This is a genomic window from Streptomyces sp. NPDC005820 (genome assembly GCF_040630255.1).
GTDB lineage: Bacteria > Actinomycetota > Actinomycetes > Streptomycetales > Streptomycetaceae > Streptomyces.
The window spans coordinates 24,602-46,663 of record NZ_JBEXXE010000039.1 but is presented as its reverse complement, the minus strand read 5'-3'; the positions used below and the strand labels follow the sequence as shown (position 1 = coordinate 46,663).

Below are 22,062 nucleotides of genomic sequence, written 5' to 3'. Positions count from 1 at the left end.
GGCCCATGACGCTCTATGCGCTGCGTCGCCTGACCGCGGGCCTCGTGCTCGCGGTCCTGGTGACCATGATCACGTTCCTGCTGCTCAGCACGTCCTTCGACGACGTGGCGGGCAGCGTCCTCGGCAACGGCGCCACGCCACAGCAAGTCGTCGCCCAGAAGGCCCAGATGGGCCTGGACCGGCCGGTGGCGGTCCAGTACCTGGACTGGCTCTCGCACGCCGTCCGCGGTGACCTCGGCACCTCGTACTTCACCAGCGAGCCGGTCCGCTCCGCCATCACCGCCCGGCTCGGCGTCACCCTGTCGATCGTCGTGGTCGCGCTGCTGGCCACCTCCCTGATCAGCGTGGCGCTCGGCGTGGCCGCCGCCGCGCGCGGCGGCGCCGTCGACCGGTTCGCGCAGGGCGCCGCGATGATCGGCTACCTCGTCCCCAGCCTGCTGGTCGCGATCGCACTGGTCTACGTGTTCGCCGTCAAACTGCGGGTCTTCCCGGCCACCGGATACACCGACTTCAGCGAGAGCCCGACCCGCTGGGCGAGCGGCATCGCCATCCCCGTGGTCGCCCTGATGATGGGCGGGGTCGCCAGTCTGACCTCGCAGATCCGCGGCGCCATGATCGGCGAACTGCGCAAGGACTACGTGCGCACCCTGCGCACCCGGGGCATCCCCACCCGTTCCATCGTGCTGCGCCACGCCCTGCGCAACGCCGCCGGACCGGCCCTGACGGTCCTTTCCCTGGAGTTCATCCAGATGCTCGGCGGGGCCTTGATCATCGAGCAGATCTTCGCGCTGCCGGGCTTCGGCCAGTACGCGTTCAACGCCTCCCTGCAGGGCGACGTGCCGATCATCATGGGCATCAGCCTCTTCGGCGTGCTCCTGGTCGTGGTCGTCAACCTCGTCGTCGATCTCCTCAACGGCTGGCTCAACCCGAAGGCGAGGATGACCAGTTGACCACTACGCATACGAACGCGCGCCGCCGGTCGACCCTGCGGCGCCTGCTCGGCGACCCCCAGGCCGTCGGCAGCGCGAGCCTGCTCGTCGTCATCGTCCTGCTCGGCCTGCTCGCACCCGTCCTCACCGACCACGGCGCCAACCAGGCGAACCTGGACGCCGTCAACGCCGGCCTCGGCGAGCACGGTTACCTGCTGGGCGGGGACAAGAGCGGCCGCGACATCTTCGCCAGACTCCTGTTCTCCATCAACACGAGTACGACGTCGGCGCTCATCGGCGCGAGCATCGCCCTCACGATCGGGGTCACGTCCGGGCTGATCGGGGGGTACTTCGGGCGGCGCGTACGCGGAGTCACCGAGTGGCTGTCCAGCCTGATCATGACGTTCCCCGGGCTGCTCCTGCTCATCATCCTGATGCCGGTGACCAAGGGCGACTACCGGGCCACCATGGTCGTCTTCGGGGTGCTGCTCTCCCCGGGCATCCACCGGCTCGTCCGCAATCTCGTCCTCGGCGTGAAGAACGAGCTGTACGTGGACGCCGCCCGGGTCTCGGGCCTCCCCGACCGGCGCATCCTGCGCCGGCACGTGTTCACCGTGGTCCGCGGGCCGGTGATCATCGCCACCGCCTTCCTCGCCGGATCCTCCATCGCCGTCCAGTCGGGCCTCGCCTTCCTCGGCGTCGGCTCCAGCACGGTGCCCAGCTTCGGCGCGATGATCTCCGAGGGCTTCACCAACCTGTACGAGGAGCCGCTGCAGTTCCTGTGGCCCAGTCTCGTACTCGGAATGATCACCGCCTCGCTGGTGCTACTCGGGAACTCGCTGCGGGACGCCCTGGAGGGCGGACGTCCGCAGCCGTCCCGCATCGTCACGGCCACCGCGTACCGGCCGCCGCCCGCCACCGAGCACGCCGTGTCCGCGCTTCTCACCGTAGACGACCTGGCGATCGCCTACCCGACACCGAACGGCGAACTGAAGGAAGTCGTCAGCGGGGTCACACTCACCGTGGCGGCCGGGGAGACACTCGGCCTGGTCGGCGAGTCCGGCTCCGGCAAGACGCAGACCGCGTTCGCCGCGCTCGGCGTGCTGCCCGCGGAGGCCGTCGTCACCCGCGGTTCGATCCGGCTCGACGGCCGGGAGCTGCTCGGCCTGAGCGAGCGTGAACTGCGGACGGTGCGGGCGACGTCCATCGCGTACGTCCCCCAGGAACCCATGTCCAACCTCGACCCTTCCTGCACGGTGGGCTCCCAGCTCGTCGAGGGCGTGCGCGCGGCGACACCCATGTCGAGGCACGAGGCCCGCGAGCGGGTCCTGGCGCTCCTCGCCAGGGTCGGCATCCCCGACCCCGAACGCACCTTCCGCTCCTACCCGCACCAGATCTCCGGCGGCATGGCACAGCGCGTCCTCATCGCGGGCGCCGTCGCCAGCCGGCCCCTGCTGCTCATCGCCGACGAACCCACCACCGCCCTCGACGTCACCGTCCAGGCGGAGATCCTCGACCTGCTGCGCGACCTGCAGAAGGACCTCAACATGGCCGTACTCCTCGTGACGCACAACTTCGGCGTGGTCGCGGACATCTGTGGCCGCGTCGCCGTCATGCGAGAGGGCACGGTCGTCGAGACCGGCGTGACGGAGGAACTGTTCGCCATGCCCCGGCACCCGTACACCCGCAGGCTCCTGGACTCGATCCTCGACGAGACCACACTGCGCAGCGACCCACCGACCGCCCCCGCGGACGCGCTCGAAACGGAGACCCGATGACCACCCTGCTGGAGGTGAGCGATCTGCGCATCACCTATCCCGGACGAGGCTTCCGGGCCCGCCCCCACGAGGTTCTCCACGGTGTGTCACTCACCGTCGGACAGGGCGAGACCCTCGGCATCGTCGGCGAGTCGGGCTCCGGCAAGACGACCATCGGCCGGTCCGTGCTCGGCCTGGTCACGCCCAGCGGCGGCACGGTCCGCTTCCGGGGTAACGACATCACCCACGCCGGACGCAAGGAACGGCGCGCCCTGGCCCGCGACATCCAGGTCGTGTTCCAGGATCCGTACTCGTCCCTCAACCCTGCCCTCACCATCGGTGACATCCTCAGCGAGCCGCTGGTCGTCCAGGGCACACCGGCGGGTGAGGCCCGACAGCGAGTGGCTGAGCTGCTCGACCAGGTGGGACTGCCGAACGACGCATCGCACCGGCTGCCGCGGGAGTTCAGCGGCGGCCAGCGGCAGCGCATCGCGATCGCCCGCGCCCTGGCACCCGCCCCCCGCCTCATCGTGTGCGACGAACCCGTCTCCGCACTCGACCTCACCACCCAGGCCCGCGTCCTCGACCTGCTCGTCGGCATCCAGCGACGCACCGGCGTCGCCTACCTGTTCATCTCCCACGATCTCGCGGTCATCCGGCACGTCAGCCACCGGGTGAGCGTCATCCACCGGGGGGACATCGTCGAGACCGGACCTGCGGGTGAGATCACCACGAGCCCCGAACACCCGTACACCCGGAGGCTGTTGCTCGCCGCACCCGTCGCGGACCCGGTCGGACAGCGCCGCCGGCGCGCGGCACGGCGACGCCTGTGACAGGCTCTCCGTACCGCGGGGCCGAGTTCGGGAGTGCCCAGACACGAGTTCAGAAAGGTGTCCCGATGCTCAGGGGTCTCTCGTGCCGGGGTGCCCCTTCCTCCATCGGTACCGGTTCAGTCAGTCGGGTTTGGCCGCCCACGCCGTCTCGACCGCGTCCGCGAGGGCGTCTCCCTTGGCGAAGCCGTAGTACGCGGCGAACTGGAGCACGATCTCGTCCATCTCCTCCTTGGTGACGTCGCCGGAGTGGAGCGCCGCGGTGACGTGCGAGCGCAGCGGGATCGGCGAGTCGTCGAGTGCGACGCAGGCGACGGTGATGATCCGCCGTTCCCTGCGGGTCAGCCCGGGACGCTGCCAGACGTGACCGAAGACGAAGCTGAGGATGCCGGCGTGCCGGTACGGAGAGTTCGTCGGCGGGGCGGGCACCAGGTTGACGTCGACGAACTCCTCGACGCCACGCTTGATCCGCTCCTCCCAGGCGCCGGGGCCGAGCGTGTCGTCGCTCAGCTGCGGCCAGGTCGGTGTCGGTTCACCGCGCTCGCGGTGCGTGCGGTCCCACTGCCGGGCGACGGCGCCCTCCAGGTGAGAGGCCTTGGGCCAGCCGCAGTACACCGCGAAGTGCAGGACGAACTCCAGCATGGCCGTCAGTTCGATGTCACCCGACGCGAGCGCCGCGTGGACGTGGTCCTCGATGGGCTGGGGCGAGTCGGCGGCGGCCACGCAGGTGAGGGTCACCCAACGGCGGTCCCGGCGGCTGAGGCCGGGGCGCGACCAGACCTCGCCGTAGAGGAAGTCGTGCGAGGCGCGGGTGAACGGGGTGACCGCCGCGGCAGGTTCATGGCCGGGCAGCACTTCGGTCCGGATCCGTGCCGCGGGATCGTCGTGCATCTCGGCCTCCTGGGGTGGGAGTTCGGGCGTCTCGTCACGCACGGACGAAGACGTTCTTGGTCTGGAGGAACTCGTGGAGCCCCTCTTTGCCGCCTTCACGGCCGTAACCGCTCTGCTTGTAGCCCCCGAACGGGGCTCCCGGCGGCTGGCCCGAGGCACCGTTGACGAGGACCGTGCCCGACTGGAGCCGCGGAACGATGCGCTGCACCCGGGACACGTCGCGCGTGTGGACGGCGGTGCCGAGGCCGTAGGGCGTGGAGTTGGCCAGCTCCACCGCCTCGTCCTCGGTCGCGAAGGGGATCAGGGACAGTACGGGGCCGAACACCTCGTGCTGGCCGACCTCGCTGTGCGGGTCGACGTCGGCGAGGACCGTCGGGTCGATGAAGTAGCCGTCGCGGTTGTCCGGGGCCAGCCCGGCCGGGTCGGTGGCGTGGCCGCCGGCGATCACGCGACTGTCCTTGGCCGCGCGTTCGATCATGCCGAGGATGCGCTGGTGGGCCGTCTCGCCGACGACCGGCCCGAGTGCCGTCGTCTGGTCGAAGGGGTCCCCGACCCGCAGGGCGGCGGCGGCCTCGCCGGTGGCGGTGACCACCCGGTCGTACACCTCACGGTGGACCAGCATGCGGGTGGTGAGGTTGCAGCCCTGGCCGGAGAGGTTGAAGCAGGAACGGACCGTCTCGGTCACGGCCTCGTCGAGGTCGGCGTCGGAGAAGACGATGTTCGCCGTCTTGCCGCCCAGTTCGAGCACGACCGGTTTGAGGGTGTGCCGGGCCGCGTCGAGGATCTTCTTCGCGGTCGGGATGCCTCCGGTGAAGGAGATCTTCGCGACGTCCGGGTGGCGGACCAGCCGGTCGCCGGCGTCCGGGCCGCCGGGCAGGACGTGCAGCACGCCCGGGGGCAACCCGGCCTCCAGGGCGATCTCCGCGAACCGGGCCACGGTGAAGGGGGCCAGGTCGGGAGCCTTGACGACGACGCAGTTGCCCGCCGCGAGGGCGGGGGCGATCTTCATACCGACCGACATGATCGGACCGTTCCAGGTCAGGATGGTGCCGATGACGCCGTACGGCTCGGGGACGGTGTAGTCGAGGCCGGGCGCCATGCGCGGGCTCGGCGGGATGGTCGCGCCCTCGATCTTGTCGGCCCAGCCGGCGTAGTAGCCGAACCAGCCCGCGCTCAGGTGGGCCAGCGCCGCCGACACGCGGACGGGCACGCCGAGTTCGAGGGTGTTGAGCCGGCCGAGTTCGGGCACGCGCTCCAGCATCAGCTCCTCCACCCGCTGGAGGATGCGCCTACGTCGGTCGGGGGAGAGCGCCCGCCACTCGGGGAAGGCCTTCTTCGCCGCGGCGACGGCCGCGTCGATCTCGTCCGGCCCGGCGAGCAGCACGGTTCCGTTGGCGCGGGCGGTCGCGGGGTTGATGTGGTCCCGCCGACCGACGGAGGTGTGGTCGAGCCATGTGCCGTCGACGAGGGGGCCGGTGGTGCCCAGGTCATGGGAGAGCGATGTGGATGTGGTCATGTCGATGCCGCCTTGAGGTCGTCCGGGTGGGCGGTGGTCAGGGCGCCGGAGAGCCGCCCAACGTCGAGAGCGTGTGCGTGGCCAGGTCCCCGAGCGTCCCGGGCTTCGGGGCCCGAGCCGCCTCGGCGACGTCGAGCAGGAGGCCGACGTCCTTGCGCAGCAGCGGCACGGCCCGGCGCAGCCCCTCGGTGCGGAAGCCGGACGCGGCGAGGACGGCGGCGGCCCGGCTGCCTCCGGTGCCGTGGGCAAGGACCTGGGCGACCGCGCCGCGGTCCATGCCGAGGCCGTCGGCGAGGGAGTAGGTGTCCAGGGCCAGGCCCACCTGGGCGGTGAACACGAAGTTGTTGAGCAGTTTGGCGAGTTGACCGCTGCCCAGCGGTCCCAGGTGGATCACCGGATCGGCGAAGGTGTCGAACACCGGTCGGCAGCGGACGACGTCCTCCTCCTCTCCGCCGGACATCACCAGGAGCCTGCGCTCGGCGGCGGCGCCGCCCCCGCCGCTGACCGGGGCGTCCACCACCGCGATCTCCCGCTCGGCGGCCTCGTCGGCAACGCGTCGGCAGGTGTCGGGATGGACGGTGGAGTGGATGGCGACGACTCCGCCGGGTGCCATGCCGGTCAGAACGCCGTCGGGCCGCAGCAGCACGTCCTCGACGTCCGCGTCCGTCACGACGCACAGGCACACGATGTCGCTCGCCGCTCCCAGGTCCGCCGGTGTCGCGGCCACGGCGACAGCCGTGTCGGAAAACGCGTCCGTCGTCGCACGGCGGCGTCCCCACAGGGTCAGGGGGAACGCCTCCTCCGCGATCCGGCGGGCCATCGGCGCGCCCTGACTGCCCAGTCCGATGAATCCGACACGTGTCGTGGCTGTCCCGGTGGCGGTCACAGCCGGGTGACCCAGCCGCCGTCGACGTTGATCGTCTGTCCGTTGATCCATTCGCCGGCCGGGGAGGCGAGCAGCAGCAGGGTGCCGAGGAGGTCCTCGGCGGGCGCGGACTTCTTGCCGGGGATGCCGGACGCGAGGGCGGCGCGTACGGGATGGTCGGCGGGCAGGCTGCGCAGGCCGGGTTCGTTCTCGACCAGCCCGGGCGCGATGGCGTTGACGTTGATGCCGAGCGGGCCGAGGGACCGTGCGAGGCCGGCGGTGACGTTCACCAGGGCGAGTTTGCTGACGCCGTAGATGCCGCCGCCCATGAAGGCGCCGGCGGAGACCTGGTTGATGATCCGTCCGCCGCCCCGCGTCACCATCGACGCCTTGACCGCGCCCGCGCAGACGACGGCGCCGAACACGTTGACGCGCATGACGCGGTCGAACCAGTCGCCGGGCAGGTCCAGGAGGTCGACCTGGGGGATCTCGGCCATGAGGGCGGCGTTGTTGACGAGGATGTCGATGCCGCCGAAGGCGTCGGTCGCCTTCGCGGCCATGTCGGCCGCGGAGGTGCGGTCGGTGATGTCGACCCGCACGCCGAGCGTGCGCAGTCCGTCGGCGGCCAGGGTCTTGGCGGCCTGCTCGGCGCCGTCGCCGTTGAGGTCCGCGAGGACGACCGAGGCACCGGCCTCGGCCAGGGCCCGGCCGTAGACCTGGCCGATGGCGCCGGCGCCGCCGGTGACGACGGCGACCTTGCCGTCCAGGCGGAGCCGGTCGAGTGTGCTGCTCATGGGGCGTCCTTCGTCAGACGGGACAGGTAGGCGTCGACATCGGCACCGTGCTCGCGCAGTTCGTCCGCGGCCTGCGGTGCGGTGAGGATGAGAAAGCGGTCCTGGGCGACACCGTCGGCGACGAGTTCACCGACCGAGTCGGCGTCGAGAACGGGGAAGTCGGGGCCGTGGGGCGGTGCCGGTCTCCCGTAGAAGGTGATCTGCTCGACGATGTTGGTCGCCACCCCGGCCGGGCACAGGCAGGAGACGCCGATGCCGCGCGGGCGCAGGTAGAGCGCGAGCGCCTCGGACAGGCCGACGACAGCGTGCTTGGTCGCGGTGTACGGCAGCCGGTCGAAACCATAGGGCAACAAGCCTGCTGTCGAGGCGGTGTTGACGACATGGCCGGAGCCCTGCTGCAACAGGTGCGGCAGGAATACGAGGTTGCTGCGTACGACGCCCAACAGGTTGACGTCCACGACCCGTTGCCAGGCGTCCAACGGGATGTCCTCGACGGCGCCGACGGCGAGGATGCCGACGTTGTTCATGACCAGGTCGATGCGGCCGAACCGGTCGAGGGCCAGCTTGCGGACGGCGTCCAGGTCGTCGAGGCCGGTGACGTCGCAGCCCGTGGCGACAGCCTGGGCGTCGCCGATCTCGTCTGCGACGGCATGCGCCCGCTCGGCCACGAGGTCGGTGACGACCACGCGCGCGCCGCGCCGGGCGAAGGCGTGGGCGGCCGCGCGGCCGATGCCGCTGCCGGCACCGGTGACCACCGCCACGGCGTTGTGCAGGTCGATAGTCATCGCTGGTGGCGTTCCTCCACTCACTGGTGGGCAGAAGGGTGCTCTGGGGTACCGCAGCAGTCGCGCGGGGCACTCCGGCCGGGAACGGACGAAGTCGTCGCGGCGACCAGGCCCCGGGGCCGGACGTGGCCCCCGGGCCGTCGAGCGGGGCACCGAGCGTCGGCGAAGCGCGGCGCGGGACCGCAGCGGGCACGGTGCGCGCGTGATCGGCGACAGGGACGGCTAGGCGGACCTGGGCGGGAACACCCGTTCGCCGTTCGCCGCCTTGGTGATGCCGATGGCCTCGATCGGACAGGACTCGGCCACTTCCAGGACCAGTTCGGACGCCGGCAGGGTCTCGGACCGTGCGCGGCCCTGACCTCCCTCGTCCAGTTCGAACTCCTCGGGCGCGGAGGCCGCGCACAGTCCGGTCCGGACACACATCCGTTTGTCGACGCTCACCGTCCACCGCTCCGTCATCACCGGGCTCCTTCGATGACGAGTGGCAGGGTCTTCCAGCCCCGAACGGTCGAGGTCTGGGCCAGCTCGGCGTGGTCCCAGTCCACGTCCCAGCCTGGGAAACGCTTGAGCATCTCCTGCGCCGCGATGGTGCCCTCCAGCCGGGCCAGTGCGGCACCCAGGCAGTAGTGGGCGCCGACGCCGAAACTCATGTGCTGGGTGACCCGGTGGATGTCGAAGCGGTCCGGGTCGTCGAAGCGCCGGGGGTCGCGGTTGGCGGCGGCCTGGATGAACAGGATGGCGCTGCCGGCCGGGACCGTGCGGCCGTGGAGCTCGACGTCCTTGGTGACGTGGCGCGCGGTGAACGGACCGGTCGGCTCGAAGCGCAGGATCTCCTCGATGGCGTTGGGGATGAGCGAGGGGTCGGCCGCCAGCTCTCCGCGTGCCTCCGGGTAGCGGGCCATCAGGGCGCCGAACCAGCCGATGAGGCGGCCCGTCGTCTCGTTGCCGGCCCCGGCGACCACCGAGCAGTAGGTCAGAACCTCCTCGTCGGTGAGGGTGCGGGTGACGCCGTTCTCATCCTCGAACTCGGCGGTCATCAGCTCGGTCATGAGGTCGTCGGACGGGTGCTGCTTGCGCCATTCGATGTAGTCCTTGAAGGCGTCCGTGCTGAGGATGTCCTCGTGGTTGATCTTTCCGCCGTCCACGGTGCCCAGCGTGTCGTCGGTCTTGTCGCGGATGGCGGGTTGGTCGGCCTCCGGGATGCCGAGCAGCATCCCGATCACCCGCATCGGCATCTCGGCGCCGACAGCCTCGACCAGGTCGAACCGCTCCGCTCCGGTGACCGGTTCGAGCGCCCGGCGGCAGAAGGCCCGTACCCGCGGCTCCAGGGTGGCGATCCGGCGGGGCGTGAACACCCGGGCGAGCAGACGGCGGTGGATGTCGTGGACGGGCGGGTCCTCGAAGATGAGGGTGCCGGGCGGGAGTTCGATGTCCGCCTGGATGATTTCGAGGATGTCGCCACGGGAGGAGGAGTAGGTCTGCCAGTCGGCGAGACCGCGCTGGACGTCGGAGTGGCGGCTGACGGCGTAGAAGTCGTGCTGGTCGTTGTAGTAAAGGGGTGCTTCCTCGCGCAGCCGTGCATAGAGGGGATAGGGGTCGCGGGCGAGGGCGGGGTCGTAGGGGTCCCAGTAGATGGTGTCTGCGGTAGTCACGTACACGCCTCCTACTTGAGCAGGGCGCCGGCGTCGATCGGCAGGGTCGCGCCGGTGACGAAGCGGGACTCGTCAGAGGCGAGGAAGAGGACGGCGTTGCTGATGTCCAGCGACTCGACCCACGGAGTGGGCAGCACGTGCATGCTCTGGGAGACCGCCGCGAAGTCGTCGGCGGTGGGGTTCTCCAGGTCGGGGCGGAACATCCTGTAGGTGTCCTCGTGCATCACCATCGGCGTGTTGACCTGGGTGGAGTGCAGGGTGTTGACGCGGATGTCGTGCGGCCCCAACTCCTCTGCCATCGTGCGCATCAGACCCACCACGCCGTGCTTGGCGGCTATGTAGTGGCCGATGTTCGGGTAGCCCTTGAGGCCTCCGACCGAGCTGGTCAGGATGACCGAGCCGCCCCGGGCGCCCGCGACGATGTGCGGGGTGGACACCCTGGTCGACAACCACACGCCGGTCAGGTTCACGTCGATCATGTCGCGCCAGGTCTTCTCGTCCATCACGTCGAGGGTGGCGCCGGTGCTGCCAAGGCCGGCGTTGGCCACGACGATGTCCAAGCGGCCGAATTCGGCGACACCGTCGTCCACGGCGGCCTTGAGCGCGTCGTGGTCGCGGACGTCCGCCTGCACGGCGTGGATCCGCCGCCCCAGCTTCTGCACCTGACTGACCGTCTCCTCCAGGTCTTCGGGCGTCGACATGCGGAACGTGACGCCGTCGAGCTGCTTGCACACATCGACGGCGATGATGTCGGCGCCCTCCTCTGCCAGCCGTACGGCATGGCTGCGGCCCTGGCCGCGGGCGGCGCCGGTGATGAAGGCGACCTTGCCTTCGACTCGTCCGGGCATGACTACCTCGTTTCCTCGGTGCGGGATGGGTTGAGCTCGTCGGGATGGGGTGGGTGCAGGTGGGCTGGGTCGGAGTCCGGCGGGGAGGCCTGGCCACCGGTCGGTGCGCCGGCGACCGCGCCGGACCAACACGAGGAGGAACAGGGCGGCGAGGGCGGTGGCGTCGTTGCGGCGGGTTCTGCGGCCAGGTCGTCGGCTGACCGCGCGGTCAGTGCGCCCGCGACCTCGGCCAGGGTTCCGTGCCCGAACTGGGCGGGCTCGTCCGTGATGGTGAAGTCGGTGTGCACCGACACGACGGTGGGGTTCCCGCCGGAGCCGGTCGGCAGGTGACCAGCTCCCTGGCGGTGCCCTCGCGGTGCAGGTCCCGGCCGTCGTCCTCCGGTACCCCGATCCGCTTGAGCACGGCGGGCAGCCCGGAGGCCGGGAGCATGAAGCACATGTCGTCCTGCTGCGGCAGCGCCTCCTGCCCGAAGCCGCCGGAGTCCGCTTCACCACGTACAGCCGATGTTCGTCGACGGCGAGCAGCCGGCCGCGGAGAGAGCGGACCTCGAGCGGGGACGGGGTGGCCGCCCAGATGGTCGTCTTTCCCGCGACGGCGCCCCATCCGGCGGCGATCCCGCGGGGCTCCGTCGGAACCGGACCGCAGGACTGGTGGTGGACGGTCACGCCCGCCACGTGCGGGGGCCCGGTCGAAGACGGGCACGAGGCCCGCCGGCGGGCGTCCGGCCGGCCCGCCCACCAGGCTGCCGTGGTGCGTGGCGTGCACGAACGCGGCCGACTCGGCCGCGTCCTCCGCCGTGTGACGATCGACGGCGACGACCATCACCACCGGGTCACCGACAATCCGAACCTCGCCCTCGGCGATCGGCGGACGGGGTGTGCCGGGGTTGTCGCGCCCGTTGAGCGTGTGGCACTGCTCAGCGGGGTCGAGGTCCTGAGCGGTGAACACCGAGTGGACGCCGTCCCGTCGAAGCGCCTGCGACATGTCGGTCCCGGTGCTGCGCGCCCGTGCGACCCGGCCGCGAACCAGGCAGGCACGCAGCATGCCGGGCCGTACGAGGTCGTCGACGTAGGTGCCGGTGCCCGTCGACAGCCGTGAATCCTCTAAGCACAGAACCCGGGTACCCGTATTGCGAGCCATCGATGTGGCCCTCCGTTCACGCTGAACGAGTGTTTAACACGAGTGCTGAACAACTGTTTAACAGCGCCAACCGGAGCCGTCAAGGACAATGAGCCCCATGACTGCGCCTCGCCGTATGGGTACCGAGAACTCCAAGACGCGCCAGATGCTGCTCGACGTCGCCGAGCGGCTGATGCTCGAGGAGGGCTACGCCTCCGTGGGTATCCGCCGGGTGGCCCGCGAGGCCGAGGTGGCGCCGGCGTTGGTGCTGTACTACTTCCGCACGCTGGACGATCTTTTCCTCGCGATGCTGCGGCGGCGGGGCGACCACGAGATGGAGCGGGTCATCCGCCTACTGGACGGCCCGCAGCCGCTGCACACCCTGTGGCAGATCGCCAGCCACCCGGGCAACGCGCTGACCACGGAGTTCGCCGCCCTGGCCAACCACCGCAAGACGATCCGCACCGAACTCGCCCGCTACGCCGACCGCTACCGTGAGGCACAACTGGCGGCACTCACCAGACGACTCACGGAAACAGGCGTCGAACTGCCGCCCGAGGTGTCCCCAGCCGTACTGCTCATGCTCACGAACGCTCTGGGCCGGATCATCATGATGGAGAACGCGATGGGGATGACGACCCGTCACGCCGACGCCCTCGACTTCGTGGAGCGGTTCCTGCGGCGCTACGAGGGAGCCACCACGAACGGTTGAGACGATGCACTCGGGAGAGTGCGATGGAGAGGCCGGCACCCGGGAGGGTTCGACTTTTACCAACTGGTTGATTTTCGCTTCGACGCTAGGCCCGCACGAGAAGGCCAGGAAGTGCACGATCGAACATCGTAACCAGAGCGTTACACTTCACTCACTCGGCGAAGGTGGTGAATTAAATTACGACCATGTGGTAGGTTTTCATACTGGGCGCCATCGAGGAGAGTGAGCACACCGTGAGTCAGGCAAAGGCACGGGGGCCGTACGCGAAGACACCGGCCCGCAGAGCCGAGATCGTACGCGCGGCGCGCGACAGCTTCGCCGAGCGCGGTTATGCCAACGCCTCCCTGCGCGACATCGCGGAACGGGCAGGCATCACCCACGCCGGGCTCCTGCACCACTTCCGCAACAAGGACGAACTACTCGCCGAGGTGCTCGCCGACCGCGACTCCGAGGAGTGGCAGCACGGCGTGGAGGAGGTCGACAGCACCGACCGCCTCGGGCCCTACCTCGCCGAGCTGATCCACCGCCACCAGGAGGCCCCCGAGTTGATGCGGCTGTGGATAGAGCTCGCGGCCGCGGCCTCCCGACCGGATCACCCCGCGCACGCGTACTTCGTCGACCGCTACGAACGCAGCCGGGCCCAGTTCACGGACGGGTTCCCCGACGAGGCCTCCCGCGCCGGCCTCCGCAAGGGCGTTTCGCCCGAAAGCGCCGCGATCCTCTTCCAGGCAGTGCTCAACGGACTCCAGTTGCAGTGGATCCTCGACCAGGAACTCGACATCGTCGGGCCGGTCACCGACTTCGTACGGCTGCTGTTCGAGGGGAACGGCGAGGCGTCACCGCAAGGTTGAGGGCACCGCGGCCGCCTCTCGCGCGACAAGCTCCAGCGCCTCCGCACCCGCCCCGTCACCGGCTCCGACGCGAGGGATCGACCCGACGTTGAGTCTCCAGTAGGCGTGTCCCGCGACGACCTCATCGAATGGTCAACGGCAGTAGAAGAACTGAGCGCCTTGATGCGCGACGATCATGTCTCCCAGGGCTATCGAGGGCCCGGCCTCCTCGTACCGCTCGTCGGCGGCAGATCGGTCCGACTCCTTGCCCAACATTGATCGCCGCGTCCTGCTGGTCGAGCTCGATCTGCTCCCCTCGCCTGCGGAGACGGGCCCATCGCCGAGCCGGCGCGCCGGGATCTGGAACTCCTTCTCCCTGCGCCCTCGGGGATCTTCCTCCGAGGCTGAGTCCGGGCCATGAGGTTCCAGGCGGGACATGTTCACGCGCTCAGGCTGCAAGGGCAGTAGCGAAGCTGTTCCGATGGCCGGGACGTCGAGTTGCGGGGTTCGACGGTGGCGCTGCGGCGGCGGGTCGAGGCCGGCCTGGAGCAGATGCTCGGCATCCGGTTCCTGGCGTCGGAGTACCCGACCGGTCCGTGGCACGGGGGCCGCACCGGTTTTCGAAGACCCACAGCCAGACCGATGGTGCCTCCCGCTCCTTCGGCCTTGGTGGCGATCTACTTGGGTGCGCCGGCGACGGCGGAGCCCGCGGCGAACCGGTGCGCGAGCTGACGTATCATCAACTTCTCGTCGTGGGCGAGCTTCAGTAGCAGATCCCGGCGCGACTTGCTGCGGTTGGTCCGGCAGCGGACCGTCCACCGGGTGGTCGGTCAGGCCGGGTCGCCGATGTTGTCCTGTACGAGCTGGCGGGCGACGTCGTCGTGGATGAGGTCCTGAAGCTCGGCCAGCCGTCGTCGCGCCTCCGTCTCGGTGGATGCGACGAGCGGGGAGAGGCCCGGCCAGACGAGGACATGGGCGGGGTCGCGGCGGCCCTGGGCGGCCGCTCGCGCCTTGATGTCGGCGTGGAAGGACTGCGCGGCGCCCAGGTCGTGCTGGGTAGTGAAGAGGATCTCGCCGGGCCGGGCCGCGAACTCCCGTCCGGTGTCGGAGGATCCGGCCTGGAAGACCACGGGATGGCCCTGGGGCGGGCGGGCGATGTTCAGGGGCCCGCGGACGGCGAAGTGCTCGCCGCGGTGGTGCGGGGTGTGCAGTCCGGCGTTCGTAGTAGCGGCCGGTCGCCTTGTCCCGTACGACCACCCTGTCGTCGAAGCTGTCCCAGAGCGCCTTGACGACCTGCACGAACTCGTCCGCACGGCCGTAGCGCAGCTCGTGGTCCAGATGGCGGTCGTAGCCGAAGTTCGCCGCTTCCAGCGGTACGACGGAGGTGACCACGTTCCAGCCCGCGCGGCCGCCCGAGAGGTGGTCCAGGCAGACGAACTTGCGGGCGATGTGCCGCCCGGACGCCCACGGACGGTCTCTACAACCTGTGCCATGTCGTACCGCAGGACTCGCACGCCAACACCACAGATCACGGACCAAGATCCGGACCAGGTGCGGACCACCTCGGCTCAGTGCAGACGATTCCACCCTTTGTCGCAGGTCAGAGGCGACGGTGAGCGTGTACCACCAGCAGACGAAGAACCTTCTGGTTCATACAGTCCAAAGAAACTTGGGTTCTTCTAGAGCTACAAGTCGGTTGTCTGGAGGGGGCTTTCTCCTCCAGACCACCCGGACTCGAAGCCACTGTAAGCATTTATGCGCTGACGCTCCGTCGCGAATCACTGGGAATTCGCGCGGACCCGTTCATGGACGTCTGGCGGGTCCGCCTTGCCGCGGCGGTGACGAGCGGGATTTCGAGGAACTCAAGGACATGCTCGACGATGTGGCCTCACAGCAGGGCACTCCATGATCTCCCGACGTCGACCGGGAGATCGATTGCTCGAACGGCAGAGACCAGCTGGATCCGTAAGGGCTGTCCGGGTTCACAAGGCCCCGTCGGTGACCGCAGTGGCCGGGGCGTCGGGCCGCAGCGCGGTCTGCGTGATCGCGTGGCTGTCGCAGCCCGTGAGCGGTGTGCAGTTCTCGCGGTGCGCCTTGGCGCCGGCCTGACGGCGGAGCCGGGCGACGAACTGCTCCACCACCTCACCCTGTCCCATCGGAGACAGATGTGTGGCGGGACAGCGAAGGATCAAACATGCGGACCTCACTGCGCGCGATCCTGCAGTTCCCGTTCCAAGGCTTGTTCGATCGGCGTCAGGGGGCTCCCCGGACACAGCCGTTCCGGGTGGTCTCGCGGTGGGCCGGCCAGCAGCGGGCCGGCCTCGTCGACAGGAGGTGGGGGCAGGGCCAGCCACAACCATCCGAAGGCGACCAGGGCCTCATATGCGGCGCGGACCATACGGGCGACGAGGAAGCGCATGCGAAGCAGTCTCCGCCGGAAGGCCTAAGCGGATCCAAAGTCGAGTGCTGGCGTCCCGTCTCACATCGACTCTCAGCCAAGGGCTGTTCTCGGCCAACCGCGGTCACGTACGTAATACCTCTGATGCCTCGACGACACCTGATGCGCGACTGTGAACACAGCTCGCAACTCAGTTCCCCTGATCGCACGAGGTGTCGATGCGCTACGAACTATTGGGTCCGCTGCGAGTGGTGAACGGCCGCGACTACTTCACCTTGAGTGCCCCCAAGATGGAGGCCCTCCTGGCCCTGCTGCTCTCGAGCGCTGGTCGGAGCATCACCAAGGACCAGTTGATCTCCGAGTTGTGGGGGACGCGGCCGCCACGCCGTGCGGCAGCGGCCGTGCATGTCTATATCTCACAGTTGCGCAAGTTCCTCATGTCCGCCGGCGATGCCGAAGGGCGTGCCATCGCGACCACATCCGCCGGTTACCTCCTGCAGCGAGGCAGCGCGGAGCTCGACGTGGACGACTTCCAGGACGCGATGCGCACCGGCCGCGAACACCAGCGCGCCGGGCGCTACGAACAGGCTTCCGCCGATCTCGATCGGGCGCTCGAACTGATCCGCGGACCGGTGCGCACGGGAACAGCGGAGGGTACGGTGCTGGCTTCCTTCTCCACCTGGGTCGAAGAGGAACGGCTGGCGTGCCTCGAACTCATGGTGGACGCCCGCACAGCACTCGGCCATCACCGGGAGGTGATCAGCCTGCTGTCGTCGCTGATCACCCAGTTCCCGCTGCGTGAGTCCTTCTACCGGCAGCTGATGCTGGTGCTGTACCGCTCGGAGCGGCAGGCGGAGGCACTGCAGGTGTACCGGTCCGCGCAGCGGGTCCTGCGAGCCGAACTCGGCCTGGAGCCCTGCCGTTCGCTGCGCCGGATGCACCAGGCGATCCTGACCTCCGACCGGCACCTCGACCTCCCGCTGGCGAGCTGAGATGGCCTTCGGAACCGGTGTACGGGCCGGTGCGGACGCCCGCTGGCTGCGCAGACTCCGGCCCGGCCGCGACACGGCGGCCACCCTGCTCTGTTTCGTGCACGCGGGCGGTGCCGCCGGGTACTGGCAGCCGCTCGCGGCGGCACTGCCGTCCCAGGTGGAGGTGCTGGCCGTGCAGTACCCGGGCCGTCAGGACCGGCACCGGGAGCCCGCCGTCGAGGATCTGCACCGGCTGGCCGAAACGATCGCCGGGGTCCTGGCGGACAGCCCCCATGTCACCGCGGCCCCTTGGGCGTTCCTCGGACACAGCATGGGCGCCTCGGTGGCGTACGAGACCGCAGCGCTGCTGTCCCGGAACTCCGGCGACGGACCGGGCGCGCTGTTCGTTTCCGGCCGCCGCGCCCCGTCCCGTCCGCGGCGGAGCACCGAGTCGTTCGACGACGACCGGGCGCTGCTCGACAAGGTCCGCCGGCTCGGCGGCACCGGCACACGCCTCCTGGACGACGCAGGCGTAAGGGAGTTGATCCTGCCCGCGCTGCGGGCCGACTACCGTGCCGTCGCCGCCTACCGGGGCACGCCCGGGGCGCCGCTGTCGTGTCCCGTCGTGGCGCTCGCCGGCGACGGTGACACGGAAGCGTCCGTCGACGACGTCGCAGCCTGGGCTCGGCACACCACCGGCACCTTCGAGCTGGGGGTGTTCGAGGGCGGACACTTCTTCCTCGCCGACCAGTGGGCGGCCGTGGCGCGACTGGTCGCGTCGCGACTGCCCGGCGCGCCGGTGTGAGCGGCGCAGCCGGCGGAGGCAGCCTGCTCGCCATCAGTGACCTGCACGTCGCCTTCGACGACAACCGTGCGGTGACCGAGGCCCTGTGGCCCGAGCACGACGACGACTGGCTGATCGTCGCGGGCGACACCGGGGAGATCGTCTCGGACGTCTTCTGGGCGCTGGAGCTGCTGAGCAAGCGGTTCGCGAAGGTGGTGTGGGCGCCCGGCAACCACGAGCTGTGGACCCACCGGCTCGATCCGGTCACGCTGCGCGGCGCGGAGCGCTACCGCCATCTGGTGTATGTCTGCCGGGAGTTGGGGGTCGTCACACCCGAGGACCCGTACCCGGTGTGGCACGGCGAGGGTGGCCCGGTCACCGTGGCACCGCTGTTCCTGCTGTACGACTACACGTTCCGGCAGCCGGGCGCGCACACCAAGCGGGAGGTCCTGGCGCGGGCGCACGCCAACGGGGTGGTGGCCGCCGACGAAGCGCTGCTGCACCCGGACCCGTACCCGTCGCTCGACGCCTGGTGCCGGGCTCGGCTCCACGCGACCGCGGCCCGCCTCGACGCGCTGGACCCGCAGGTGCGGACCGTCCTGGTGAACCACTTCCCGCTGGTGCGCGAGCCCACCCGGATCCTGCGCCACCCCGACTTCGCGGCCTGGTGCGGCACCGAGGCGACCCGCGACTGGCACCTGCGCTACCGGGCCGCGGCGGTGGTGTACGGGCATCTGCACATTCCGCGCACCACCTGGCACGACGGGGTCCGCTTCGAGGAGGTGTCCGTGGGCTATCCACGGGAGTGGCGCACCCGAGCCCGGCCGGTCGGCGCACCGCGCCGTATCCTGCCCGCGCCGCGGGGAGGACCACGGTGATCCGCGAGCTGCTGCCGCCGGGCACGGAGGTGGCGGAGGCGTACGGCGACCCGCCGCAGGCCCGGCCCATCCGGCTGAGGAGCCGCTGATGGCACACGCCGTGGAGTCCCGGCGCCGTGAGTTCACGACGGTACGCCACTGCGCGCGCACGGCCCTGGCCCGGTTCGGGTTCGCCGGGCCGCCGCTGCTGCCGGGCCGCAGTGGCGCGCCGCGGTGGCCGGACGGGATCGTCGGGAGCATGACGCACCGCGCCGGCTACCGGGCCGCGGCGGTGGCGCGGGTACGGCACACCGCCGCGCTCGGCATCGACGCGGAGCCCGATCTGCCGCTGCCCGCGGGCATGCCGGAGGCGGTGTCGCTGCACGAGGAGCGGGCGCGGATGCCGCAGCTGCGCGCCGCCGTGCCCTCGGTCGCCTGGGACCGGTTGCTGTTCAGCGCCAAGGAGGCCGTATACAAGGTGTGGTTCCCGCTGACCGGACGGCTGTTGGACTTCCCGGAGGCGGACATCGTCTTCGCGGTGCCGCCGTCCGGGGTCCGGCAGGGCACGTTCCGGGCCCGGCTCCTGGTGCCGGGCCGGTGGTCGGCGGGCGGCCGGTCGCCGTGTTCGAGGGACGCTGGACGGCGGCCGGCGGACTGCTCGCCTCCGCCGTTGTCGTCGCTCAGCCGGCGAAGGCCATCAGCCGGACGAGCGCGGCCTTCGAGTCGACCCCCAACTTGCTGTAGATCCGCGTCAGATGGACGTCCACGGTCCGGGGGCTGACGCTCAGCCGTTCGGCGATGTCCTTGGACTTGAAGCCCTGCCCCGCGAGGTCCGCGACCTCCCGCTCGCGCCCGGTCAGATCGGCGAGCAGCGCGGTGCCGCGCCCCGCCCCGGCCCTGGCACGGCGCGCCAGCTGCCGGGCCCGCACGCCCGCCGGGGTCTCGCCGCCGAGGAGTTCCAGCGCGTCCTCGTAGGTGCGGGCCGCCTCCTCGGCCCGGCCGCGCCGGACCAGGAGGTGGCCGCGGGCCAGCAGGGCGTGGCCGCTCTGCTCGGGAAGTCCGATCCCGGCGGCGGCCTCGGCGGCATGCTCGGCCCACTGCTCGATGTCCGCCTCCTTGTCGGGTGCTGCGCTCAACAGCGCGGCGGCGGTGAGGAGTTCGTAGCCGCGGGCGGCGAGGACGGGCACCGGTTCGGACACCCGCCAGGCGGCGCCGGTCGGCAGCAGCTGTGACAGGGCGCGGTCCCCATCGCCGCGGGCCAGGGCGGCCTCGGCGTGCAGCAGCGCGTTGAGCGGGGTGCGCGGCACCTGCTCGGTGGGGCCGACGGCGGCCGGGCCGCGACCCAGTTGGGCGGGGCCGCCCAACTGGGCGAGGGCGGCCGAGATGACGGCCTCGGCGAGACCGGCCTGGTCGGTGCGGCCGATGGCCCGGCCGATGGTGCGAGCCTCCTGGGCGGCGTCGAGGGCGTCGGCCATCCGGCCGCTCTGGTAGTGCGTGTAGGACAGGGTGTTGAGCATCGGCGCCAGCAGGTGGCTGTCGCCGTTCTCCCTTACGAGCGGCACGGCGCGCTCGATGTGGCCGAGGGCCGCCTGGTGCCGGCCCATGAGGGACTCGGCCCAGCCGAGGGTCAGCAGATGTTCGGGCAGATGTGCGGCTGCGGTGTCGACGGAGGTGAGGAGTCGGGCGGCGGCGTCGAGGCGGGCCTCCGCGGTGCAGATGTCGCCGGTGAGCACGGCGCACATGCCGTGCAGGGCGAGCGCACCGCCGGCGGTGGTCGCGTCGGCGTCGCGGGTGCCGCGCACCAGGGTCTCCACGTCGGAGCGGGTCGGCAGCGATCCGGCGAGCACCTGCACCAGGCGCAGCTGTACCTGGAACGTCACGGCCTGCGCGGGATCGGTGCCGTCAGCGCGCGAGAGGTGGGCGGCGATCAGGCCCAGCGCCTCATCGGCGTGGCCCAGCCCGCCGTAGACGGTGGCCAGGAAGGCGACGTCGCCGTCGCGGTCGACGGCCGCCGGCGCGGGGGTCGCGAGGTAGCCACGGCCCAGGGCGCGGATACTGTCCACCGCGCCCTGGGCGGCGAGCGCGCGGACGACGGAGCGCCACAGCTCCGGTGTGCCGTCGGGGGCCGTGCCGGTCGTGCCGAGCGTCCGGGTCAGCCAGTGCGCCGCGTCGTCCACGCGTCCCAGGTGCAGGGCGGCGCGGGCGGCCTCGGCGAGGGCGGCGAGGTCGGCCGGGGAGGGGCTGGCGCCGGCCCGCTCGATGTGCGGGGCGAGTTCGACGGGCGGCGCGCCGAGCGCGGCGAGCCGGTGCGTGGCCCGTCGGTGGGCGCCGGCCCGCCAGCAGACGTCGGACTCCGCGTACAGGGCGCGGCGGATCAGCGGGTGCCGGAAGGCGAGATGGCCGGCGGTGGCGCTTCGCACGAGGTCGCGGCGGCGCAGGGCGCCGAGCGCCCGGCAGGCGGCGTCGCGGTCGAGGGCGGCGACCTCGGCGACTCCGTCGACGTCGAAGGTGTCGCCGAGGACGGCCGCCGCGTACAGGGCGGTCCGCTCGGTGTCGTCGAGGTGCGCCGTCTCGGTGAGCAGCCGTGCCGTCAGGGTGCTCGCGGCTTCCGTGTCCGGGGTGCCGGGGGCGGTCTCGGTGAGGGCCGTGAGGTAGAGGGGATTGCCCGCGGCGCGGGCGTGCAGCGCGGTCAACTCCTCCGCTCGGCCTGCCCATTGGAGGAGGTGCGCGCTCTGGGTGACGGTCACGGGTTCGAGCCGCACCGGTTCGACCGCGCCGAGTTCGACGCCCTGCTGCAGCACGGCGCGCAGCGCAACGGGGGTCTGGCGCGGCCGGTGCGCGACGACCACGGTCAGTCCGCTGGTGACGGGCCAGCGCACCAGCATGTCGAGGAGTTCGACGGAGCCGATGTCGCTCCAGTGGGCGTCGTCGAGCAGCAACAGCAGTCCACGGTCGGTGGCGGCGACGCAGGCGGCGAGCAGGGTGCGCAGTTCCGCGTAGAAGCGGCAGCGGCCGGTGAAGTCGGTGTGCCGGGGTCCGGCGGGCGGGTCGGCCAGGGCGCGCACGAGGGCGGCGGCCGGGTGCGGGGCGGGGTCGCCCGGGCCGGGGAACCAGTTGCCGAACGCTTCGAGGAACGGCTGGAAGGGGACGTCCGCATAGCTCTCCGCGGCGGTACCGCGCAGCACGGTCAGGCCGCGGGCGGGGGCCTCCTGGGCGAGGGCGGTCAGCAGCCGGGTCTTGCCGGCGCCGGGGTCACCGCCGACCTCCATGACACCGCCCCGGCGGACCGCGCACTGGTCCACCGCGGCGAGCAGCCGCTGCAGTTCGGCGCTCCGCACGGTGAACGGGGCGCCGGTCCGTATTCGGGTCGTGGTGGTGGTCAAGTCTGATGTCCCTTTCCCCCGGGCCCCGCGGACACGGTCTCAAGGGCGCGTTGCACCCGAGACGGTGCACGGGACAGCTTCGACTCGACCCAGCGTACGGGGGCCACGCGGCGACGAACAACGCGTAACAGGAGTGTCAT

General features: G+C 71.0%; 22 protein-coding genes and 1 pseudogene. 9 read left to right on the top strand and 14 right to left on the bottom strand.

Translation table 11 applies throughout. From position 1 onward, the window contains the following. The first annotated feature begins 5 nt into the window (after positions 1 to 5). Genes ABZ464_RS37520 through ABZ464_RS37510 form a run of 3 tightly spaced genes read left to right on the top strand, consistent with a single transcriptional unit; the run spans position 6 to position 3,519 of the window. Complete coding sequence (locus ABZ464_RS37520; RefSeq protein WP_359285142.1) at positions 6 to 950, top strand: ABC transporter permease; 945 nt, start codon at positions 6 to 8, stop codon at positions 948 to 950. Then, positions 947 to 2,707, top strand: a complete 1,761-nt coding sequence (locus tag ABZ464_RS37515) for a dipeptide/oligopeptide/nickel ABC transporter permease/ATP-binding protein (RefSeq protein ID WP_359285139.1) — start codon at positions 947 to 949, stop codon at positions 2,705 to 2,707. The genes ABZ464_RS37520 and ABZ464_RS37515 overlap by 4 nt, the downstream gene beginning before the upstream one ends. Further along, positions 2,704 to 3,519 carry an ATP-binding cassette domain-containing protein gene (locus ABZ464_RS37510; protein WP_359285136.1) on the top strand — a complete coding sequence of 272 codons (816 nt, stop codon included), beginning with the start codon at positions 2,704 to 2,706 and terminating at the stop codon, positions 3,517 to 3,519. Before ABZ464_RS37515 ends, ABZ464_RS37510 begins: the two co-directional genes overlap by 4 nt. Positions 3,520 to 3,639: 120 nt before the next feature. On the opposite strand, the gene ABZ464_RS37505 is transcribed toward ABZ464_RS37510, so the two are convergent. From ABZ464_RS37505 to ABZ464_RS37465, 9 genes are all read right to left on the bottom strand, one after another. Next, entirely contained in the window at positions 3,640 to 4,449 is an 810-nt protein-coding gene (locus ABZ464_RS37505) for a carboxymuconolactone decarboxylase family protein (RefSeq protein ID WP_359285133.1), read from the bottom strand. Further along, the gene (locus tag ABZ464_RS37500) at positions 4,442 to 5,923 is read right to left on the bottom strand and encodes an aldehyde dehydrogenase family protein (protein ID WP_359285132.1); all 1,482 of its coding nucleotides are present in this window, start codon (positions 5,921 to 5,923) and stop codon (positions 4,442 to 4,444) included. The genes ABZ464_RS37505 and ABZ464_RS37500 overlap by 8 nt, the downstream gene beginning before the upstream one ends. 37 nt (positions 5,924 to 5,960) lie before the next feature. Then, entirely contained in the window at positions 5,961 to 6,809 is an 849-nt protein-coding gene (locus tag ABZ464_RS37495; RefSeq protein ID WP_359285130.1) for an NAD(P)-dependent oxidoreductase, read from the bottom strand. Then, complete coding sequence (locus ABZ464_RS37490; protein ID WP_359285127.1) at positions 6,806 to 7,582, bottom strand: SDR family oxidoreductase; 777 nt, start codon at positions 7,580 to 7,582, stop codon at positions 6,806 to 6,808. The genes ABZ464_RS37495 and ABZ464_RS37490 overlap by 4 nt, the downstream gene beginning before the upstream one ends. After that, positions 7,579 to 8,367: an SDR family oxidoreductase gene (locus ABZ464_RS37485; protein WP_359285125.1), complete on the bottom strand. Its 789-nt coding sequence runs from the start codon at positions 8,365 to 8,367 to the stop codon at positions 7,579 to 7,581. Before ABZ464_RS37485 ends, ABZ464_RS37490 begins: the two co-directional genes overlap by 4 nt. 222 nt (positions 8,368 to 8,589) lie before the next feature. Next, positions 8,590 to 8,826, bottom strand: coding sequence for a ferredoxin (locus ABZ464_RS37480; RefSeq protein WP_359285122.1), 237 nt, complete (start codon positions 8,824 to 8,826; stop codon positions 8,590 to 8,592). Then, entirely contained in the window at positions 8,826 to 10,019 is a 1,194-nt protein-coding gene (locus ABZ464_RS37475; protein WP_359285119.1) for a cytochrome P450, read from the bottom strand. The genes ABZ464_RS37480 and ABZ464_RS37475 overlap by 1 nt, the downstream gene beginning before the upstream one ends. Before the next feature lie 11 nt (positions 10,020 to 10,030). Further along, positions 10,031 to 10,867, bottom strand: coding sequence for a mycofactocin-coupled SDR family oxidoreductase (locus tag ABZ464_RS37470; protein WP_359285116.1), 837 nt, complete (start codon positions 10,865 to 10,867; stop codon positions 10,031 to 10,033). Positions 10,868 to 11,075: 208 nt separating this feature from the next. Beyond that, the gene (locus tag ABZ464_RS37465; RefSeq protein ID WP_359285268.1) at positions 11,076 to 11,912 is read right to left on the bottom strand and encodes a hypothetical protein; all 837 of its coding nucleotides are present in this window, start codon (positions 11,910 to 11,912) and stop codon (positions 11,076 to 11,078) included. Between the two features lie 193 nt (positions 11,913 to 12,105). Between ABZ464_RS37465 and ABZ464_RS37460 the strand changes: the two genes are divergently transcribed. Together ABZ464_RS37460 and ABZ464_RS37455 are read left to right on the top strand one after the other, a co-directional pair. Then, positions 12,106 to 12,699 carry a helix-turn-helix domain-containing protein gene (locus ABZ464_RS37460; RefSeq protein ID WP_359285113.1) on the top strand — a complete coding sequence of 198 codons (594 nt, stop codon included), beginning with the start codon at positions 12,106 to 12,108 and terminating at the stop codon, positions 12,697 to 12,699. A 233-nt stretch (positions 12,700 to 12,932) separates the two neighbouring features. After that, the gene (locus ABZ464_RS37455) at positions 12,933 to 13,550 is read left to right on the top strand and encodes a TetR/AcrR family transcriptional regulator (RefSeq protein ID WP_359285110.1); all 618 of its coding nucleotides are present in this window, start codon (positions 12,933 to 12,935) and stop codon (positions 13,548 to 13,550) included. Between the two features lie 809 nt (positions 13,551 to 14,359). Here ABZ464_RS37455 and ABZ464_RS37450 read toward each other — a convergent pair. The 4 genes and pseudogenes from ABZ464_RS37450 to ABZ464_RS37435 all read right to left on the bottom strand — a co-directional run bounded on the left by ABZ464_RS37450 (position 14,360) and on the right by ABZ464_RS37435 (position 15,948). Beyond that, positions 14,360 to 14,842 (bottom strand): LLM class flavin-dependent oxidoreductase, encoded by a 483-nt coding sequence (locus ABZ464_RS37450; protein WP_359285107.1) that lies wholly within the window; start codon positions 14,840 to 14,842, stop codon positions 14,360 to 14,362. After that, positions 14,838 to 15,116: pseudogene (locus tag ABZ464_RS37445) on the bottom strand (LLM class flavin-dependent oxidoreductase); the annotation flags it as partial. The gene ABZ464_RS37450 and the pseudogene ABZ464_RS37445, both read right to left, overlap by 5 nt. Positions 15,117 to 15,511: 395 nt before the next feature. Beyond that, on the bottom strand, positions 15,512 to 15,685 hold the full coding sequence (locus ABZ464_RS37440) for a hypothetical protein (protein ID WP_359285104.1): 174 nt from the start codon (positions 15,683 to 15,685) through the stop codon (positions 15,512 to 15,514). 47 nt (positions 15,686 to 15,732) lie between these two features. Continuing rightward, positions 15,733 to 15,948 (bottom strand): DUF6059 family protein, encoded by a 216-nt coding sequence (locus ABZ464_RS37435; protein ID WP_359285102.1) that lies wholly within the window; start codon positions 15,946 to 15,948, stop codon positions 15,733 to 15,735. A 230-nt stretch (positions 15,949 to 16,178) separates the two neighbouring features. On the opposite strand from ABZ464_RS37435, the gene ABZ464_RS37430 reads away from it, so the two are divergent. The 4 genes from ABZ464_RS37430 to ABZ464_RS37415 all read left to right on the top strand — a co-directional run bounded on the left by ABZ464_RS37430 (position 16,179) and on the right by ABZ464_RS37415 (position 19,320). Then, on the top strand, positions 16,179 to 16,919 hold the full coding sequence (locus ABZ464_RS37430) for an AfsR/SARP family transcriptional regulator (RefSeq protein WP_359285099.1): 741 nt from the start codon (positions 16,179 to 16,181) through the stop codon (positions 16,917 to 16,919). Position 16,920: 1 nt separating this feature from the next. After that, positions 16,921 to 17,703, top strand: a complete 783-nt coding sequence (locus ABZ464_RS37425; protein ID WP_359285096.1) for an alpha/beta fold hydrolase — start codon at positions 16,921 to 16,923, stop codon at positions 17,701 to 17,703. Further along, positions 17,700 to 18,560 (top strand): metallophosphoesterase, encoded by an 861-nt coding sequence (locus ABZ464_RS37420; RefSeq protein ID WP_359285093.1) that lies wholly within the window; start codon positions 17,700 to 17,702, stop codon positions 18,558 to 18,560. The genes ABZ464_RS37425 and ABZ464_RS37420 overlap by 4 nt, the downstream gene beginning before the upstream one ends. A gap of 88 nt (positions 18,561 to 18,648) precedes the next feature. Continuing rightward, on the top strand, positions 18,649 to 19,320 hold the full coding sequence (locus tag ABZ464_RS37415; protein ID WP_359285090.1) for a 4'-phosphopantetheinyl transferase superfamily protein: 672 nt from the start codon (positions 18,649 to 18,651) through the stop codon (positions 19,318 to 19,320). Here the strand turns inward: ABZ464_RS37415 and ABZ464_RS37410 are convergent. After that, complete coding sequence (locus ABZ464_RS37410; protein WP_359285087.1) at positions 19,220 to 21,922, bottom strand: AAA family ATPase; 2,703 nt, start codon at positions 21,920 to 21,922, stop codon at positions 19,220 to 19,222. The genes ABZ464_RS37415 and ABZ464_RS37410 overlap by 101 nt on opposite strands. Between the last annotated feature and the right edge of the window lie 140 nt (positions 21,923 to 22,062).

Excerpts from the sequence above, each read along its gene's own strand:
- ABZ464_RS37520 (WP_359285142.1), top strand. The coding sequence starts at position 6 with ATGACGCTCTATGCGCTGCGTCGCCTGACCGCGGGCCTCGTGCTCGCG.
- ABZ464_RS37510 (WP_359285136.1), top strand. The coding sequence starts at position 2,704 with ATGACCACCCTGCTGGAGGTGAGCGATCTGCGCATCACCTATCCCGGA.
- ABZ464_RS37500 (WP_359285132.1), bottom strand. The coding sequence starts at position 5,923 with ATGACCACATCCACATCGCTCTCCCATGACCTGGGCACCACCGGCCCC.
- ABZ464_RS37490 (WP_359285127.1), bottom strand. The coding sequence starts at position 7,582 with ATGAGCAGCACACTCGACCGGCTCCGCCTGGACGGCAAGGTCGCCGTC.
- ABZ464_RS37485 (WP_359285125.1), bottom strand. The coding sequence starts at position 8,367 with ATGACTATCGACCTGCACAACGCCGTGGCGGTGGTCACCGGTGCCGGC.
- ABZ464_RS37480 (WP_359285122.1), bottom strand. The coding sequence starts at position 8,826 with ATGACGGAGCGGTGGACGGTGAGCGTCGACAAACGGATGTGTGTCCGG.
- ABZ464_RS37470 (WP_359285116.1), bottom strand. The coding sequence starts at position 10,867 with ATGCCCGGACGAGTCGAAGGCAAGGTCGCCTTCATCACCGGCGCCGCC.
- ABZ464_RS37465 (WP_359285268.1), bottom strand. The coding sequence starts at position 11,912 with ATGCTGCGTGCCTGCCTGGTTCGCGGCCGGGTCGCACGGGCGCGCAGC.
- ABZ464_RS37460 (WP_359285113.1), top strand. The coding sequence starts at position 12,106 with ATGACTGCGCCTCGCCGTATGGGTACCGAGAACTCCAAGACGCGCCAG.
- ABZ464_RS37440 (WP_359285104.1), bottom strand. The coding sequence starts at position 15,685 with ATGGGACAGGGTGAGGTGGTGGAGCAGTTCGTCGCCCGGCTCCGCCGT.
- ABZ464_RS37435 (WP_359285102.1), bottom strand. The coding sequence starts at position 15,948 with ATGCGCTTCCTCGTCGCCCGTATGGTCCGCGCCGCATATGAGGCCCTG.
- ABZ464_RS37425 (WP_359285096.1), top strand. The coding sequence starts at position 16,921 with ATGGCCTTCGGAACCGGTGTACGGGCCGGTGCGGACGCCCGCTGGCTG.
- ABZ464_RS37415 (WP_359285090.1), top strand. The coding sequence starts at position 18,649 with ATGGCACACGCCGTGGAGTCCCGGCGCCGTGAGTTCACGACGGTACGC.